At 49.0% G+C, this 15814-nt stretch carries 16 protein-coding genes and 1 other RNA gene; 4 read left to right on the top strand and 13 right to left on the bottom strand.

The window, feature by feature from the left end; all coding sequences use genetic code 11:
* Positions 1 to 550: pyruvate kinase (locus tag AC6R0S_RS00230; RefSeq protein ID WP_500636962.1), on the top strand; the 550-nt coding region annotated here is incomplete at its 5' end.
* 104 nt (positions 551 to 654) lie between these two features.
* Here AC6R0S_RS00230 and AC6R0S_RS00235 read toward each other — a convergent pair.
* Entirely contained in the window at positions 655 to 1800 is a 1146-nt protein-coding gene (locus tag AC6R0S_RS00235) for a patatin-like phospholipase family protein (protein WP_500636963.1), read from the bottom strand.
* A gap of 8 nt (positions 1801 to 1808) precedes the next feature.
* Complete coding sequence (cydH, locus tag AC6R0S_RS00240) at positions 1809 to 1901, bottom strand: cytochrome bd-I oxidase subunit CydH (RefSeq protein WP_334550872.1); 93 nt, start codon at positions 1899 to 1901, stop codon at positions 1809 to 1811.
* A 142-nt stretch (positions 1902 to 2043) separates the two neighbouring features.
* Here cydH and AC6R0S_RS00245 point away from each other — a divergent pair, with 142 nt between their 5' ends.
* Entirely contained in the window at positions 2044 to 2637 is a 594-nt protein-coding gene (locus AC6R0S_RS00245; RefSeq protein ID WP_500636964.1) for an outer membrane protein, read from the top strand.
* A gap of 71 nt (positions 2638 to 2708) precedes the next feature.
* Here the strand turns inward: AC6R0S_RS00245 and AC6R0S_RS00250 are convergent, their stop codons facing one another.
* From AC6R0S_RS00250 to AC6R0S_RS00275, 6 genes are all read right to left on the bottom strand, one after another.
* Complete coding sequence (locus tag AC6R0S_RS00250; protein WP_500636965.1) at positions 2709 to 3131, bottom strand: hypothetical protein; 423 nt, start codon at positions 3129 to 3131, stop codon at positions 2709 to 2711.
* Between the two features lie 155 nt (positions 3132 to 3286).
* Complete coding sequence (gene oppF, locus AC6R0S_RS00255) at positions 3287 to 4282, bottom strand: murein tripeptide/oligopeptide ABC transporter ATP binding protein OppF (protein WP_487902387.1); 996 nt, start codon at positions 4280 to 4282, stop codon at positions 3287 to 3289.
* Positions 4279 to 5250 (bottom strand): ABC transporter ATP-binding protein, encoded by a 972-nt coding sequence (locus tag AC6R0S_RS00260; protein ID WP_334550877.1) that lies wholly within the window; start codon positions 5248 to 5250, stop codon positions 4279 to 4281. Before AC6R0S_RS00260 ends, oppF begins: the two co-directional genes overlap by 4 nt.
* A gap of 27 nt (positions 5251 to 5277) precedes the next feature.
* Complete coding sequence (gene oppC / locus AC6R0S_RS00265) at positions 5278 to 6180, bottom strand: oligopeptide ABC transporter permease OppC (RefSeq protein WP_334550879.1); 903 nt, start codon at positions 6178 to 6180, stop codon at positions 5278 to 5280.
* Positions 6181 to 6195: 15 nt separating this feature from the next.
* On the bottom strand, positions 6196 to 7116 hold the full coding sequence (gene oppB / locus AC6R0S_RS00270) for an oligopeptide ABC transporter permease OppB (protein WP_334550880.1): 921 nt from the start codon (positions 7114 to 7116) through the stop codon (positions 6196 to 6198).
* A gap of 74 nt (positions 7117 to 7190) precedes the next feature.
* Positions 7191 to 8825, bottom strand: coding sequence for an ABC transporter substrate-binding protein (locus tag AC6R0S_RS00275; protein ID WP_334550882.1), 1635 nt, complete (start codon positions 8823 to 8825; stop codon positions 7191 to 7193).
* 736 nt (positions 8826 to 9561) lie between these two features.
* On the opposite strand from AC6R0S_RS00275, the gene AC6R0S_RS00280 reads away from it, so the two are divergent.
* On the top strand, positions 9562 to 11058 hold the full coding sequence (locus tag AC6R0S_RS00280; protein ID WP_500637017.1) for a phospholipase D family protein: 1497 nt from the start codon (positions 9562 to 9564) through the stop codon (positions 11056 to 11058).
* A gap of 41 nt (positions 11059 to 11099) precedes the next feature.
* On the opposite strand, the gene AC6R0S_RS00285 is transcribed toward AC6R0S_RS00280, so the two are convergent.
* The 4 genes from AC6R0S_RS00285 to AC6R0S_RS00300 all read right to left on the bottom strand — a co-directional run bounded on the left by AC6R0S_RS00285 (position 11100) and on the right by AC6R0S_RS00300 (position 14999).
* Positions 11100 to 11564 carry a GNAT family N-acetyltransferase gene (locus AC6R0S_RS00285; RefSeq protein ID WP_500636966.1) on the bottom strand — a complete coding sequence of 155 codons (465 nt, stop codon included), beginning with the start codon at positions 11562 to 11564 and terminating at the stop codon, positions 11100 to 11102.
* Between the two features lie 261 nt (positions 11565 to 11825).
* Positions 11826 to 11922, bottom strand: an RNA gene (gene ffs, locus AC6R0S_RS00290) — signal recognition particle sRNA small type.
* A gap of 142 nt (positions 11923 to 12064) precedes the next feature.
* Positions 12065 to 14104: a GGDEF domain-containing protein gene (locus AC6R0S_RS00295; protein ID WP_500636967.1), complete on the bottom strand. Its 2040-nt coding sequence runs from the start codon at positions 14102 to 14104 to the stop codon at positions 12065 to 12067.
* Positions 14105 to 14261: 157 nt separating this feature from the next.
* Positions 14262 to 14999, bottom strand: coding sequence for a VP0952 family biofilm-associated protein (locus AC6R0S_RS00300; RefSeq protein ID WP_500636968.1), 738 nt, complete (start codon positions 14997 to 14999; stop codon positions 14262 to 14264).
* Positions 15000 to 15050: 51 nt separating this feature from the next.
* Here AC6R0S_RS00300 and AC6R0S_RS00305 point away from each other — a divergent pair, with 51 nt between their 5' ends.
* The gene (locus tag AC6R0S_RS00305) at positions 15051 to 15353 is read left to right on the top strand and encodes an MGMT family protein (protein ID WP_500632532.1); all 303 of its coding nucleotides are present in this window, start codon (positions 15051 to 15053) and stop codon (positions 15351 to 15353) included.
* An 8-nt stretch (positions 15354 to 15361) separates the two neighbouring features.
* Here the strand turns inward: AC6R0S_RS00305 and AC6R0S_RS00310 are convergent, their stop codons facing one another.
* Entirely contained in the window at positions 15362 to 15790 is a 429-nt protein-coding gene (locus tag AC6R0S_RS00310) for a YbaY family lipoprotein (protein WP_500636969.1), read from the bottom strand.
* Positions 15791 to 15814: the final 24 nt, after the last annotated feature.

The following is a 15814-nucleotide window of genomic DNA, read 5'->3' on the forward strand; positions in this document are numbered from 1 at the left end:
AGCGGAAGTCATGGATGTGGCCAACGCGGTACTGGATGGCACCGATGCGGTGATGCTCTCGGGTGAAACCGCAGCAGGTAAATACCCTCTTGAGACCGTGATTTCGATGGCCGAAGTCTGTTTGGGTGCCGAGCGCGTGGCCTCCATCAATCGCAGTCAATTCCAAGTCGATTCAGAATTTGAATCCGCCGAAGAAGCGGTCGCGATGAGCACCATGTTCGCCGCCAATCATACCAAAGGCGTTAAAGGCATCATTACCCTGACTGAATCTGGCCGCACCGCACTGATGATGTCTCGTCCAAGCTCAGGGCTGCCCATCTTTGCTCTCTCTCGCAACGAAGATACGTTAAATCGCAGCGCCCTTTACCGTGGCGTGTTCCCGATTTTCTTTGACTACAAAGGCGACACAGGCTTTAACACCGCTCAAGCCGCGGTCAATACGCTCAAAGAAAAAGGGTTACTCGATGAAGGCGACTTAGTGTTGATCACGCTCGGTGACGTGATGGATGTGGTGGGCTCGACCAACTGCATGCGAATCTTGAAAGCCTAGCCAAAGAACGCCAATAGGGAGCAAAGCTCCCTATTGATTGTTTATTTGCTGAGCCGGTTTACTGGCCGACTTTAAACCTCTTCTCGCTTAACTCGCCTGCACCTCTAACCACTGAACAAGCGCTGATCGCTGCATCGGGCGAAGGTCTCGACGAATCGATAACCTGCCTCTAGACCGAGTTGATAATCGTGTTCTAACGCGGATTTCTCGCTCATCAGCGAACTCGATTGCAGAGGTTTATCGGGCTTAATTTGCACAATAAAACAATCATCCGGTGGCGAATGAAGGAAATCTTGCGTCAAGGCGTAGGTTTGATAGTGCACCATCAACATATCGGCTAAATGTGAGTCAAACTTATCGCCCAACAAATGACTCAAACGGTACACATCGTCGGCGCCAAACAGCCAACGCCCGCCATTGAGCGCCTCAAAGCCTTGTTTTTGGATTTGCAGCTGTTTGTTTTTCTGCACCTTTTCCGACAAAAACGCGCCCCAATCCAACTTCCATTGCGACAGCTTTTGCTGCCACTGCTCTTGAATCAGATTGAAAGAGTCACGAAACCACTCAACTTTCTCTGTTTGTGTAAGAGGAGTGGGCTCCACGGCAAGATCATCCCCTTCAGTGCGGATCACGACAATGCATCGAGCGCCCTTGCGCCACGCTTCTTGCACCGGGATCGACGCCGACACCCCGCCATCCACGTATTCTCCATGATCAAATGCCACTGTATTGGGGTAGAGCCTTGGAATCGCGCAGGTGGCAATCAGCACCTTTTTCCAATCGTCTTTTAACATGGGCAAATAGTGATCGAGAAGATGATGCGTATCCGTGACCGCCGCATAGGCATCACGCTTACCCAGCACTTTGCGCCCTAAGTCGACATCCAATCGGTAGGGGTAATCACTGATTTTATCCAGCGACCAATCTAGCCCAAGGTACTGTTTGCGGCGGATGTAACCGAAAAGATTGAAGAACTGCGGATCCGTGGTCAAATCCAAGATGAAAGAGCGACCGATTCCGCGTTGACGGCAAAGGTAAGCACACAAGTTCAACGCACCAGCAGAGGTGCCATAGAAGGTATCAAACGGGTCAAAATTGGAGAGAAGAAAAGCATCAAGTACACCGGCAGTGAAGATACCTCTTTGGCCGCCCCCTTGGGCAACCAAAGCGTTTTTGCCACCGGTATATTTGGCGAGTCGGGATTCGTCTAACTCGACAGCAGCATTAGTAATGCATCCGCTGTTGTTCATGATGGCGGTTAAGCCGCATTGATCGCGATAAGTCCATAGCCAATTAACACGGTAAAGACGGTCGCGACGATGATGAGGGCAAATTTGAGATCGTGTTCCATAGACATCTCCTTGTTGTTTAACAAAGTAATAACACCTCTGTGAAGTATCTTCAAATACCACATCTTTTTTGTGTTTAATTATGGCGTTAGCGTCACAATTGCCTTATCCCACTGCGATTAGATTCTCGATAAGGAACCGCTCATGACTTGTCTGCGCCTGCTCACTCCCTTGCTTTTACTTTGCGCCCTCCCCTCTATCAGCTACGCCGAGACTTTCCTCACCCCTTGGCTAGGTGTGACACTGGGCGGCGAGTTAGAAGATCAAAACGGACAAACCTACGACCTCAAACCGTCAGAGAGCTACGCTTTTAGCCTAGAACATACGTTAGATAAGGGACGCATCGGCCTTTTTTACGCCACGCAGTCGACCGATGTAGAAAAGATTTCAGAGCGAGCGACCACTCACTATCTTCACTTTCAGAGCAGTATTTACTATCCACTGAATCCGGGGCTGTCGAGCTACGTTGGCGTCGGTTTGGGCGCGTCCTACATGGATGCCCAATGGGTGGATGATCACACTGGGTTTTCCGCATCGATCTTTGGTGGCTTTGATTACCAGCTCAACTCGCAACTTTCTGTTAACACGCAAGTACGCTGGCTCGGGACTGTGGTGGACAATGACACCAGCGGGATATGCAATCTACCCAGCGATGGCAGCGAACAGTGCATCATTCGCTTTAAGACCGATTGGATGAATCAATTTTCCGCCAACATCGGGCTCACGTGGCGATTCTAGGATTCTCAATATCGAGCAGGCATAAAAACGCCACCGACAAAGCGGTGGCGTAGAGAGTCTAATTGGAGCGCTTAAAAGTTGTACTTAATGCCGAGTGCGCCGCCAATTTGCAGTTCAGGACCACTGTATAGGTCAAGCTCTGGGTGGAGTTGGCCGTAAAGATCCCAACCTTTGCCCAGATCCCATTTCAAGCCCAGTGGCACGCGCACGCCAAACTCTTTGTGATCCCACTCGCTCCAACCACCAACACCGACATACCAAGAGACTGGGGCGTTGCCATCAAAACGACCAGAAGTGATCAGGTAGTCAAATGCAGCACCATCATTGCCGAGGGTGAAACGGTATTGATTATCGAGCTCCAATACCGCACTGAGCTCTTGATCGTAGGCCATACCGACCGAAATTGGGGTTTTGTCCGGGTTTGCTATGGCTGCGGACGAGCCAAGCAATACTGCCAACGTGCCCCCTACCATGCTAACGCTTCTCTTGTTCATTGATGAGTTCCTTAGCGGTTTAAGTTCTGCAGGAAATTATCGTCAAAAGTGCCTATCAGGTGTCAGGAAAACGTCAGAACCTAATAACAAAGGGCTAGAGACAACAATGCCAGTCATCAGACTGGCATTGGGAGTTTACTTGCATAATACGTCAATTATGAGACGGACACATGCAAACACGATACTGCGTGCACATCGCTACCTTGAATGGTTGGCTTAGTCTTAGCACACGCGTCAGTCGCTTGTGGACAGCGGGTGCGGAACACACAACCAGACGGCGGACTGATCGGTGATGGCAGATCGCCTTCTAACATTTCAATCTGCTTCTCACGTTCCAACTTGGGATCGGGAATCGGCACCGCCGACATCAGTGCGCGTGTGTAAGGGTGTTTCGGGTTATCAAACAGCGCGTGAGCTTCACCCAACTCCACTGCGTTACCCAAGTACATCACCAACACGCGATCAGAAATGTGTTTGACCACCGACAAATCGTGGGCGATAAACACCAGTGACAGACCCAGCTCTTTTTGCAGCTCTTTAAGCAAGTTCACAACCTGAGCCTGAATCGATACATCTAGCGCCGATACCGGCTCATCACAGATGATCATCTTCGGATTCAAGATAAGCGCACGAGCAATACCGATACGCTGACACTGACCACCCGAGAACTCATGAGGATAGCGGTTAATCACGTTAGGCAGCAGACCGACCTTCTTCATCATCTCTTTAACGCGCTGCTTCACTTCCTCTTTGGAGAGATCTGGGTAGAAAGTCTCCAGCGGCTCGGCGATGATGTCACCAATGGTCATTCGCGGGTTAAGCGACGCCAACGGATCTTGGAAAATCATCTGGATCTCTTTACGCGTTTCACGGCGCTGGACCTCTTTCATCTTGGTCAAGTCTTGCCCAAGCCACACCACTTCACCGTCAGTCGCTTCGACCAAGCCGATGATGGCACGGGCGAAGGTGGATTTACCACAGCCAGATTCGCCCACTACGCCGAGCGTTTCGCCTTCGTACAAACGCACGTTAACACCATCCACCGCTTTTAGCGTTGAAGGTTTGGCCCATGGCCACGCCGATTTTGCGGCAATATTGAAGTGCACCTTCAACTCTGAAATGTCTAGAATGACTTTTTTATCTGCACTCATTTCGTCCAAGCCTCCCAATCAGAAAAACACGCGCGTTGACGACCTTGACCAAATGGCGTCAGGATTGGCGCTTCTTGCTTACAGCGATCCATCACGCGATGGCAACGCTCTTGGTACGGACAGCCGGTCGGCAGACGTAGCAAGTTTGGCGGGTTTCCAGGAATGGTGGGCAGCACCTCCCCTTCGGTATCCAGGCGAGGAATCGCTTTGAGCAGACCCTCTGCATAAGGGTGACTTGGGTTGTAAAAGATCTCATCCACGCTACCGTACTCCATGGTACGGCCTGCGTACATCACCAGCACTTTGTCACATGAACCTGCAACCACACCTAAGTCGTGCGTGATCATGATAATGGCGGTGTTGAATTCTTGTTTTAGCTCGTTAAGCAAATCCATGATCTGCGCTTGAACTGTTACATCCAGAGCGGTCGTCGGCTCATCAGCGATCAGCAGTTTAGGACGACACAATAGCGCCATTGCGATCATCACACGCTGACGCATACCGCCTGAAAATTCGTGCGGATACATGGTGATACGCTTGCGCGCTTCAGGGATTTTCACTGCTTCCAACATGCGTACCGACTCTTCAAACGCTTCGGCCTTGCCCATGCCTTTGTGCAGCATCAGCACTTCCATCAACTGATCACTGACCTTCATATAAGGGTTCAGTGACGTCATAGGATCTTGGAAGATCATCGCAATTTGCTCAGCGCGCACTTTATTGAGCGCTTTTTCTGGCAAGTTGAGAATCTCTTTGCCTTCAAATTTAGCACTACCTGAGATGATGCCGTTTTTGGCCAGCAGCCCCATGATAGCGAAAACTGTTTGCGATTTACCTGAACCAGATTCACCCACAATACCCAGTGTTTCACCTTGGTTGAGTGAGAAGTTCAGATCGTTAACTGCGGTGACGATACCATCTTGCGTGGTAAATTCGACGCGCAGATCTTTGACATCTAATAAGCTCATCATTGCTTCCTTAATCTTTCTCTTTAATTATCTGTCTTTAGGATCAAGCGCATCGCGCAGACCGTCACCAACGTAGTTGAAGCAGAACAAGGTCACCACCATGAACGCGGCTGGGAAAGTCAGCTGCCAAATAGCGATTTCCATCGTTTGCGAGCCTTCTTGTAGAAGTGCGCCCCAACTTGTCATCGGCTCTTGTACACCTAGACCAAGGAATGAAAGGAAAGATTCAGTCAGAATCATGCTTGGGATCAACAGTGTGGAGTAAACCGCCACAATACCCAGTACGTTTGGCACGATATGACGGGTAATGATTTTCCAGTTACTGACGCCACAGACGTGCGCCGCTTCAATGAACTCTTTACTGCGTAGGCTCAAAGTTTGACCACGTACAATACGCGCCATATCCAGCCAAGCAATGGCACCAATCGCGACGAAAATCAAAATGATATTTCGGCCAAAGAAGGTCACCAATACGATTACAAGGAACATAAATGGCACCGCGTAAAGGATCTCCAAAATACGCATCATGATTCTATCGACTTTACCGCCGATAAACCCAGAGGTTGCGCCATAGAGGGTACCAATCAGAACCGCCACCAAGGCGCCGAGTACACCCACCATCAGTGAGATTCGGCCACCAATCAGCGTACGTACGTAGAGGTCACGACCTAGACTGTCGGTACCAAACCAGTGCTCAGCACTTGGTCCAACGTGCATCGCGTACCAATCGGTATCATCGAATGTGTACGGCGCAATCATTGGCAGGAAGATCACCGCTAAGGTCATCACAAACAAAATGCACAGGCTGATCATTGCCGCCTTGTTGCGCATAAAACGAATACGGGCGTCTTGCCACAAACTGCGGCCTTCGACTTCCAAATTCTCTGCAAACTTCTCGACCGCTTCGAGGTTCTCTTTTTTCGTTAACATAACCAATCTTCCCTGTTAGTAGCGAATTTTCGGGTCAATCATTGCAAGGAGAATATCTACCACTGCGTTGAAAAGAATGAAGAGGAAACCGATCAAAATCGTAATTCCCATCACCAGCGAGTAATCGCGGTTAAATGCGGCGTTGACGAACAACTTACCAATGCCAGGCAGACCAAAGATGGTCTCGATCACCACCGAACCGGTAATGATGCCGACAAACGCAGGGCCCATGTAAGAGACGACAGGCAACAACGCAGGTTTCAGTGCGTGTTTAAGAACGATGTAACGGTAGCTCAAACCTTTCGCACGCGCAGTGCGGATAAAGTTACTGTTCAAGGTTTCAATCATCGAGCCACGGGTAATACGCGCAAACGTGGCGATGTACAAAAAGGACATACCAAGGACAGGCAAAACCATGTACTCAATCGCACCGCCGTTCCAGCCGCCCGCTGGGAACCACCCCAGACCAATCGAGAAAATGTAGATAAGCACGGGGGCAAAAACAAACGACGGCAGTACCACCCCTATCATGGAGGTGGACATCACCGTATAGTCGAGCCAGGTGTTTTGCTTTAACGCGGCGAGCGTGCCGACCGCCACTCCGACAATCACAGTGAAGATAAAGGCATAGAAACCGACTTTTGCCGATACAGGTAGCGCCTCAGACACCAACTCATTCACCGTATAATCTTTGTACTTGAACGAGGGGCCAAAGTCGCCTTGAAGAATATTACCTAAGTAGGTGGTGTATTGCTCAAATAGAGGCTTATCCAAGCCATATTTCTCGTTGATATTTTGCATCACTTCAGGAGGCAGTGTCTTCTCTGAAGAAAAAGGGTTACCCGGTGCAAACCGCATCAAGAAGAACGATACGGTTATTAGGACAAGTAAGGTTGGAATAGCTTCCAAAATTCGAGAGAAAATTAGCTTTAACATAAAACATCTCACATCTAAAAAAACAGTGCGCTAATAACGCGGGCTATCAGCGCACTGGATATCTTACTCAAGGATTACTTTTTGATAATGTACATGTCTTTTGAGTAGATATTGTCTTGCGGGTTTTGATCAGGGTAGCCACCAAGCTGTTTGCTTACTAGACGTGGCTGAACGTACTGATAGATAGGTGCGATTGGCATATCTTGTGCCAACTGAGCTTCTGCGATCGCGTAGTACTTGTTACGCTCTTCTTCAGTTTTCGCTACTTTTACTGCGTCGTTCATGGCCTTATCAAAAATCTCGCTAGAGTATTTCTGGTCGTTTGAACCGTTTTCAGTCATCGCAATCGCTAGGAAGGTAGAGGCTTCGTTGTAGTCTGCACACCAACCTGCACGGCGAACGTCAAAGTTGCCTTGCTTAGAGCTGTCTAGGTAAGTTTTCCACTCTTGGTTCTCGAGCTTAACGTTGACGAAACCACCCAGCGATTTTTTCCACATAGATTGAACCGCGACGGCGATCTTCTTGTGGTTTTCACTGGTGTTGTACAGCAACGTGAAATCAAGAGGTTTGCCTTGACCGAAGCCCGCTTCAGCAAGAAGCTCTTTCGCTTTCTCTACGCGCTCTTTTTGCGTCATTGTCGCGTACTCTGGCGCTTCAGGTGCGAAACCTGTGATGCCGCTGTGCGTTAATGCGTAAGCAGGTTTTTGGCCTTGACCTAGAATCGCTTGAGTGATGATGTCACGGTCAATCGAGTAAGACAGCGCCTTACGTACGCGAACATCGTCAAACGGAGGACGTTGGTTGTTGAAACCGTAGTAGTAAGTACATAGGTTTGGTGAAACAACCACGTTATCTGGGTAATCTTTCACAAGACGACGGAACTGCTCATTTGGCACTTCGTAAGTCATGTGGATTTCACCCGATAGGAAACGGTTCATTTCCGCGTTTTGGTTTTCGATAGGCAGGTAAGTCACTTTATCAATGACGGTATCGGCGTTATCCCAGTAGTTAGCATTGCGCTCTAGAACGATCTTCTCGTTCACTACCCAATCAGACAACACGTACGCACCGTTACCGACAAAGTTACCTGGTTTCGTCCAGTCGTTGCCGAACTTCTCAACCGTCGCTTTATGTACTGGGTACATCGTGGTGTGCGCCATCATCTTCACGAAGTATGGCAGTGGTACTTCAGTTTCAACCACGAGCGTGTGCTCATCCACGGCTTTCACACCCAGCTCAGCCACGTCTTTCTTCCCTGCGATGATGTCTTTCGCATTTTTCATCTTGGTGTATTCGATATACCAAGCGTAAGGAGACGCAGTCATTGGGTCAGCAGCGCGTTTGAAGCTGTATTCAAAATCATAAGCGGTGACAGGATCGCCGTTCGACCATTTCGCATCTTTACGGATTTTGAATGTGAACGTTTGATTGTCTTCAGTAGACCAAGATTCAGCAGCACCTGGGATGGTATTACCCGGGCCATCTTGGATAACAAGGCCTTCCATCAAATCACGTAGAACGTGAGACTCAGGCACACCTTCAACTTTATGAGGGTCTAGCGACGCCACTTCCGTACCGTTACCACGGACGAATTCCTGTTTTGCTGCTAGTTCGACACCCGCTGGAACATCAGCGGCAAAAGTTGCGGTAGAGGCCACTGCAAGGCCAGCACCTAGTAGAAGGGCTTGTGTGATTTTGTTCTTGTACATGAGTAAAACTCCAAGTTTTTCTTTTGCATCCATGACGTCTTTGTAGTTTTCACTTGAACGGCCAGTGATTTAGGTTTTTTTAGCCCAAAATTCGACCAATAATCACCTAATAACCCCACAAAGATTGCGGCACACATTACCAACCATTGAAGCAATTTGCCATAAATTTGTAGCATTCAACCGTAATATTCCACGATCATATCAATGAATTGGCATATAATTCTGCATACGTAAACGTTTGCCAGAGAGTTGGCATTTCTTTACATCTGCAGACAGACTAATGCGCCTTTTAGTCTAAATAAACACCAGCATCTAGCATCATCTGCTAGAAAGCGTGCAGAAAATTTAACATTAGTTATGAAAGGTGGCGACTACTTAACTACAAATCGCTTATCCGATGAGAGGTTCTGTGAAGCGAATCACCATGATGCACCTATTTAGTCAACCTGCGCCAAAAGTGATCATTCACGAGATAAATGACTCACTCCTAGTGCTCAACATGTCAGTCAATAGCCCACTCTACATTGATAAATTTAGAGCTTTATTTTGTGTGTTTTTTAACTATCCATCGTCGTGACGAATGCGTGGAATGCTTTATAAACCGCCAATGTGACGCCTCTCATACTTATCCATCTCAAAAACGCAAAATAGCAAGTTCTCCAGCGTGACTCATTTACACTCAAAGCTATCTATCGGTTTTGAACAGGCGCTGGCTTTGTCTTCTTTATTTAAAACGATGTTGATTAGCTTAGTTATGATCGCCATGACGGCGTGTACTTCCCCGTCACCTGACACCCATAATGAGAAGACCACCAGCACCGCCCTGCCATATCAGCATAACTCACCCTTAGATCACTATTTCTCTGTCCTTTCGAAAAAGACGCCGGGAGAGACAGGATTCTATCCTTTAGAGCATGGCCACGACGCTCTCCTGACTCGCTTGGCGCTGATTGAATCCGCACAGGCAAGCTTAGATCTCCAGTATTATATTTTCCGTGACGACGAAACCAGCCAACTGCTCAGTTGGCGACTGTTCATCGCCGCAGAGCGAGGCGTCCGAGTTCGCCTATTGTTAGACGACATGCAAAAGCGCGATGACAAGGTCATGGCTTACATCAACTCACACCCAAACATCGAGATTCGTCTATTCAATCCTCACCAATATCGCACAGCGCGCAGCGCGGCCTTCCTCAGTGATTTTGACCGTCTTAACCACCGCATGCACAATAAATCACTCACGGCAGATAATGTCGCGTCAGTGATTGGCGGGCGAAACATTGGCAATGAGTACTTTTCATTTCAATCGGATGTCGAGTTTGGCGACTTTGATCTGTTGATGCACGGTGAAGCCGTCGCAGCGGTGAGTGAGCAGTTCGATGAATATTGGAACAGCGACTTCGCTATCCCAATGGAGTGGATTTACCCCAATCGCACACCGCTCACCTCTGAAGCCATCTCAGATTGGGTCGCAAGCTCTAAAATCGAAGAGCAGTTCACGCAGGGCCAATACGACTTTACCCAGTTACCTCTTTATCAAAAGCTTATTAACGCAGAACTCTCGCTTTTCTGGGGTAAGGCGCAGCTTATCTACGACTCGCCAAACAAAGTGCTAGGACAAGGCGAGCCGCTAAAAAGCGGATTGACACAATTTCTTAGCCAAACAGAGAGTGAGTTGGTCTTAATTTCCCCCTACTTTGTCCCGACGGAATCTGGCACACAAGCCTTGATTTCAGCAGTTGAGAAAGGGATTGAAGTGACGATTATTACCAACAGTCTCGCGTCCAATGACGTTTTCGCCGTTCACGGTTGGTACGCGAAATATCGACAAGCGCTCATTGAAGGCGGCGTTACCCTTTGGGAAGTCAAAGCGACAGCAGACATCGACAATAGTTGGAGTATCAAGGGCAGCAGTAACGCCAGCTTACATGCCAAAGTCATCGTGCTCGATCGAAGCAAAATTGCCGTCGGTTCGATGAACCTTGACCCGCGCTCTGCGGAGCTCAATACCGAGTTGGCGGTACTGTTCGAACAACCTGAGTACGCTGAGCGTGCCTTAGCGCAGCTGTACAGTAAATTGAATGAGAAGGCCTATCAAGTCACTGTGCAAGAGGGCGAACTGATTTGGATCGATCACGCGCAGTCCGTGCAATTCGATAGCGAACCCGACGCTAGCCTATGGTTAAAAATGGGCGCTTGGATCAGCGGATGGCTGCCGATAGAAAGCCAATTGTAAGCGGGTAAAAAATTCGCACTTCGGCCGTTGCCCAATCCATCTTAGCCGCTTGTTTCCATTATGAAGTTGGTGAGTTGCTGCCCACGTACATCGACTTGCTGCTTTGCTACAACACGAAAGCCAAGGTGCTCATAAAACGGACGGGCGGTGATGCTCACGTGAGAATAATAACGCTTGATGCCTAGTCTACGTCCTTTCGTAAATAGGTGCTCCATTAATCGTCGCCCTACCCCGATGCCTTGATACTCGGCATGACAGAAAAAATGGTCGATGTACCCATCCTTCTGTAAATCTGCAAAGCCGACTATTTTGCCTTCGAATTCCGCAACAAAAGGTTTCATGTCATCGGCGCGCTTTTGCCAAACCATCATATCAAAGCCATCCGGAGCCCAAGCGGATACTTGCTCAAAAGTGTAGTCTTTGATATTCAAGGTTCTAATCGTTTGGAACTTCAGCTGCCACATTTCTAGGGCGTCTGAGTGCTGGTAGTCTCGTATCGTAATCATAGCTATCTGTTGCTCTGCAGTGCGGTAGTAAATTTGACCACATAGTGAGGTGAGGGAAAGTGAGTCAATCGTTACTTTGGTCAAGTGGTTGTTGAATTCGTCGAAAAAAGAAAAGGGGCAAATATGAGCTAACTGATGAAGACTGTCATATACTGTATACGTGAGATGAATTCTTCGCCTAGCGACACAGAACCCAATGCTGTGCAGATATGAAAAAGCCTGCAAGTTATGCGACATATATTGCAGGCTTCAAAAGGGTGGAAGCCCCAGCCACATCCCGGCACACAAGTCACTTGCTGCGGCTGCTTCCTTCCGGACCTGACCGAGTTCACAAGCTATTGTTGCGGGAGGACCAGAGCCTCCATTGATTCGTTTTTCTTGCGACTGTGCGCTAAGAAGTGTGGGGATTATCAATCATCGCCTGACTGATTTCAAGCGGTTAACCAGACAAATCAACGAAAAGTAGCTTAACTGCCTAATGATTAGGCAATTGTGGTTGCTCAGCCATTGACGGAGCAGTTAACCAAGCTGCCTTGCTCTTTTACGCTTTGGCTGCTGCGCTCTCGCTGCTTGCGTTTGTGGCTGTACATCGCTTGATCCGCCTGATTCAGGGCTTGCTGAAGCGTCAGTGAGCGAGCGCTCGCTTGGCAAACGCCCATAGCCAATGTAATGTTGAGTGACACACTGTTGTCCCATGAGGTATAGGTTAAGGCCGCAACATGTTGAGCGAGAATATCCAGTTGCCCTTCATCCATCGGGCCAATCAAAATAAACTCATCACCACCGATACGATAAGCGCTGCCTTGCCAGTAGCGAACGATCTGGTTGGCGATCGCTTTTAACACCTCATCACCTATCTCATGCCCATAGGTATCATTGATGGCTTTGAAGCCGTTGACATCAAAATAGACCAAGGTGTCACGCGATTTGAGCCCGAGGCGATATTTACGCTGCATGGCACGCCGGTTTCTCAAGCGCGTTAAGTTATCCGTATTCGATTGGCTATAAAGGAAATACGCCACGATGACCAAGAACGCCAGTACAAACAAAAGCAATGCTTGGTTCTGCAGGGCTAAGCTTTTCTCGTTATGCAGCGTGGCTTTCCAGTCTGGCTGGTTATCATAGTTGTGGATGATTTTCTCGACGTCGATCATCGTCAGCGCCTGATTGAACAGCGGCACCAATTGCGCTCCGAGTTCATTGTTTGCAAAGCCCATCGCTACCTCTGAACGGTAGAAAGGCGCTATCGCGGTGTCCTCTTCGAGTGGCAACACCTCTTTGCTCTCACGCAGCAGCGCATGGAAGCTGCCACGCGTCATGGGGATGTAGTCGATTTCGCCATTCAGCAGCGCCGTCACCAACGCTTGGCTACTGTTGTAGACCTTAAAGCGCTTGTTGGGCAGCAAGACATTCAGCAGTGATTCAGAAGCCGCCTCTTTGATCACGCCAATACGCTCTGCAATCAATTCAGAAATATTGCTGTAGACGCCCTCCTTGTACCCTTCCCGTTTGACCAAAATCGCTTCAGGGAAGTAGTAAGAATCACCAAAGAGTAGCTCACCCCAACGCGATTCCAGCACCGCAACCGGAGCAAGTACATCGATGGCCTGATTGACCAGATCTTGGTACATGCTTTCCCAAGTTTCATTGGCTTGACTCTCAAGCTGGCATTTAAGCAGTAAGATGTCACACGCTTGAAACAAAACGTCAGCTGCGATCCCAGACACACTGCCGTCGGCATGATAAGTCGCGTACTGACCAAAATTCTCCAACTTCACTCTCAGTGGGCGATCAAGGTCAAGGCCGCTCTCTTTCGCCACATTTCGTAGTGCATCTCTGCGAATATTAAATTGGTATTGTCGAATCGACTCACGCAACAGTTTTTGTACGCTAGCGCTATGGACGTAATGTTCTATCGCGGCTAGGAGATCCGCGTGTTGGCCCTTGGTTGTCACGATAGAGACCGGTTTAATGGGGATTTGATCGTTCAGCAGTTCGGCATCAAAACCGGAAAGCAACATCGGCTTAAGCTGGTTAATGGCGTCAACAACGCCGTCAACTTCACCGGCATTCAGTAGTCGAACCGCTTCGTGATGGCCAGAGTATTCGATGAGGGTAATCGCAGGAAAGTGGCGCTCAATCAGCTCGCCATAAATCGTGCCGTTGGGCACGCCCACGACTTGAACATCCCCTAAGCGGCGGGCTTGGGGGCTAAACAAATAGGTGTATTCAATGTTAGTGGGCGCAGAAAAATCGAAGTATTGGGCACGCTCAGGGGTATAGGTGACATTGGCCGCGAAATCGCTCTCACCAGACTCGACAGACTGTAAGATGTTGCTAAAACTAGGATAGCGTACATACTCTACTTTGATGGAAAAATGCTGCGACACTGCATCAAACAGCGTCCTCGTGACGACGTCATCGGCTTCCATCGCGACCCGATACTGCTCTTGCGCTGCATGGGCTCCTCCCATCAACGCCAACAGTAGCCACAATCCTTGGCCGAGTTTGACCATCCGTAGCCAAAACCTAAACCACATTGTTCATGTCTCTAGCGAAAAACTAACCCAAGTAACCAGTCCTGGTGAAGACTGCTCACCCCTTTGCATGAGATTGCAATTACGCAAGATTCTCGCACACTCGGTTGCATACGCCAAGTAATTGCTAGCCAAACATTTTATAGTGAGAGCTATGCAACTAAATCTCTGCTTCTTCCGCACTGCGAAGGATGTAATCGGTCATCCACGCCGTGCCTAACAAGGCAAACCACACCACAAATACCGGGTTGGGCACGTCAATATTGGGCGACACAACTAAAGCAGCAAATCCGACGGTCGGCAGCGTCCAACAGAGCAACTTCCCCCAACGCAGTGTTTTTAGCTTCGTCAGCGTTTCCATTGAGGCAATCATACCCGTCAGCGAGAGTGCCACCAGCACGCCGTAGGAGAGTTCAGCCATCCACAGGGGCAAGATCAAACTAAGCGCCCACCAACTATGTTTATTCGATGGTTTCCAGTGATTGGCTGACCACCACACCACCGATATTGAGAGGGTTTGCAGCACAGTGATAAAGGCACTGCCCTCTAATTTTCCACCGGCCTGTGTGACCATAATTCCAACTTGCAGCGCTGCGACAATCAATGCGGTGGTTAACACCACCCACATATTGCTGCGTTTTGAGAACACCACCATTAAGAGCGGGAAGAGTATCCATTGGCTGACAGACAACGCAATCGGCTGATAAGGCAACGTCAAGCCGTAAACCGTCATTGCACCGATCAATATCAACCCGACAATACCGCCTTGAGGCAATATCCAAAGCGCGGGAATCAGCATCGCGAGCAGTGGGATGTCTCCTTCACTCATGCTGATGGCGCGGGCGCAAATCACCGCGAGCAGTGTTGCGACAAAGAACTGAAATGTAGACAATACCATCCTCTCTCCTTATCCATTCCATGGAAAAAATCGAACTAGGACAAAAGCATTATGGACCAGTTTCTCGCGCAAATCTTTGCTGTGATTCACCAAATTCCATGTGGAAAGGTCTCTACCTACGGAGAGATCGCAAAAATGGCGGGTTACCCAGGTTACGCAAGACATGTCGGCCGAGCGCTGGGCCAACTGCCGGAGGGATCATCTCTGCCTTGGTTTCGGGTTATCAATAGTCAAGGTAAGCTCTCATTGAAAGGCGAAGCGTTTGAACGACAAAAAAACGCCCTCATTGAAGAGGGCATTGAGGTATCACCGCAAGGCCGAGTAAGACTGGTTCGCTATCGCTGGCAGCCTTAAGACGATGTTTAACGCACACCTTTAAGCATTAGATTCACTTGCTGCGTTTTCGCTTCATCGGTAATCACGCGATACGCGGTATCAGAGATAAAACGTAATTTCCCATCCACCTCAATTCTTGCGCTGACGCTATAAGTATGTCGCGCGTCAATTTGGCTTGGATCGTAACTGAGCTCAAACGCAAGCGGGACTTGTGCCCCATCCGCTAAAAACTGCTGTTTGGCGATCACTTTAGCCGGCGCATCCGCCAGTGACACATCTTGCAACGTGACCGTCACCAAGGCTTCGCTCGGCAGTGCGATCCGCTCTCGGTAGGCAAGAGTACCGGAGACTGTTTCCATTTTCGGCGCTGTCGCCGATGGTTGCCCCGCTTGGCAACCTGCGAGCGCAAGTATCGCAGTGCATGCTAAAAACCAATGCGTGATATTCTTTTTCATAGTGCCTCTTTAATTTGTTCGCCA

The sequence above is a fragment of the Vibrio sp. R15-SG3-ISO1B genome (assembly GCF_059833835.1).

Bases quoted from the DNA above. Each gene is read 5' to 3' on its own strand.
- oppB (WP_334550880.1), bottom strand. From the start codon at position 7,116: ATGTTAAAGCTAATTTTCTCTCGAATTTTGGAAGCTATTCCAACCTTA.
- oppF (WP_487902387.1), bottom strand. From the start codon at position 4,282: ATGAGTGCAGATAAAAAAGTCATTCTAGACATTTCAGAGTTGAAGGTG.
- AC6R0S_RS00275 (WP_334550882.1), bottom strand. From the start codon at position 8,825: ATGTACAAGAACAAAATCACACAAGCCCTTCTACTAGGTGCTGGCCTT.
- AC6R0S_RS00310 (WP_500636969.1), bottom strand. From the start codon at position 15,790: ATGAAAAAGAATATCACGCATTGGTTTTTAGCATGCACTGCGATACTT.
- cydH (WP_334550872.1), bottom strand. From the start codon at position 1,901: ATGGAACACGATCTCAAATTTGCCCTCATCATCGTCGCGACCGTCTTT.
- AC6R0S_RS00305 (WP_500632532.1), top strand. From the start codon at position 15,051: ATGGACCAGTTTCTCGCGCAAATCTTTGCTGTGATTCACCAAATTCCA.
- oppC (WP_334550879.1), bottom strand. From the start codon at position 6,180: ATGTTAACGAAAAAAGAGAACCTCGAAGCGGTCGAGAAGTTTGCAGAG.
- AC6R0S_RS00295 (WP_500636967.1), bottom strand. From the start codon at position 14,104: ATGTGGTTTAGGTTTTGGCTACGGATGGTCAAACTCGGCCAAGGATTG.
- AC6R0S_RS00300 (WP_500636968.1), bottom strand. From the start codon at position 14,999: ATGGTATTGTCTACATTTCAGTTCTTTGTCGCAACACTGCTCGCGGTG.
- AC6R0S_RS00260 (WP_334550877.1), bottom strand. From the start codon at position 5,250: ATGAGCTTATTAGATGTCAAAGATCTGCGCGTCGAATTTACCACGCAA.
- AC6R0S_RS00285 (WP_500636966.1), bottom strand. From the start codon at position 11,564: ATGATTACGATACGAGACTACCAGCACTCAGACGCCCTAGAAATGTGG.
- AC6R0S_RS00245 (WP_500636964.1), top strand. From the start codon at position 2,044: ATGACTTGTCTGCGCCTGCTCACTCCCTTGCTTTTACTTTGCGCCCTC.
- AC6R0S_RS00235 (WP_500636963.1), bottom strand. From the start codon at position 1,800: ATGAACAACAGCGGATGCATTACTAATGCTGCTGTCGAGTTAGACGAA.
- AC6R0S_RS00280 (WP_500637017.1), top strand. From the start codon at position 9,562: ATGTTGATTAGCTTAGTTATGATCGCCATGACGGCGTGTACTTCCCCG.
- AC6R0S_RS00250 (WP_500636965.1), bottom strand. From the start codon at position 3,131: ATGAACAAGAGAAGCGTTAGCATGGTAGGGGGCACGTTGGCAGTATTG.